Below are 931 nucleotides of genomic sequence, written 5' to 3'. Positions count from 1 at the left end.
CTGGCGTTCCAAGCAGCTGGATTCCGTATGCCTTACGCGCCGCCGGTCTAACGTACTCGCGTCGTCATACCGTTCGCACGTCAGTTCAGCCGGCCATTGTCCCTTGGCTAAAAGCAACGGTTTGCTCCGGCGGCTCTCAGATTCTGCTCAGCTCTCATGGCGCGTCAGTTTGTTGTCAGGTCAGCCAGGCTACGTTCCGCCTCAAGCGAGCAATGGTTGTTAGGTGATGTTGAAGGTGATTGCGACCTCCCGACTGCGAGCGAAAGGTATTCGAGCGTCGGCCCGGCCAAGGGCCTGCTCGATTTACCGATCGGACAAGGTGCTTCCTTCAGAGCTCCCGGGCTCGGTGCCCTAGGCGCGCTTTGGGGTTCCTGAGCGACGACCATGTTGGCTCGCCTGTCGTTGCTCCACACACTTTAGGCAATGCGTTGTTGCCTGGATCGGAGACGAAACATGACCAACATCGGCCGGACGGGAAGATCGCGCATCGGAGGCACTCCAGCCGGTGGCGCCCCGGACGGCAGGTCCCGCGCCGCATCAGGTCACGCCGCGGCAGAAGGTGGAAACGCGTTCAACTCGATTGTCGAGCGGACGCACCGCGAGCCGCAGGCTAGCGAAGCTTCCTCCAGCCGCGTCGCAGGCCGCGGTGATGATACCCCGCAGGACCGGTCCGCGCGCGTCCCCGTTGGTCAACCACGACTTTTCGCTTCCGCATTGCGCGGAACGGGCATGGCGCGGCGCCGTTTTCCTTTGGCACCAGAAGGTGAAGCAAGCCAGGAAGAAAGCGCTTTGCGTTCTGACGGTGAGCCGGGACGCGGTGATCATGCAAGCGAAAGTTCTTACGCTCCGGTCCTGTCGCATCGACAAACCACGTCCGATAGGAACGCAGGGCCAGGAGAGCGACGTGCCGACGATGGCGTAGAAACCAACA

The 931-nt window shown here is 61.9% G+C and carries 1 protein-coding gene; it reads right to left on the bottom strand.

Annotated features, from left to right (window positions below; translation table 11 throughout):
* Positions 1-537 precede the first annotated feature (537 nt).
* Positions 538-931, bottom strand: a 394-nt coding sequence (locus RFM40_RS33580; RefSeq protein ID WP_320279058.1) for a hypothetical protein, incomplete at its 5' end; no start/stop codon positions are given.

This window comes from Mesorhizobium captivum (assembly GCF_033977165.1).
Taxonomy (GTDB): domain Bacteria; phylum Pseudomonadota; class Alphaproteobacteria; order Rhizobiales; family Rhizobiaceae; genus Mesorhizobium; species Mesorhizobium captivum.
The sequence above is the reverse complement of the archived record's forward strand: the minus strand, read 5'-3'. Positions and strand labels throughout refer to the sequence as shown.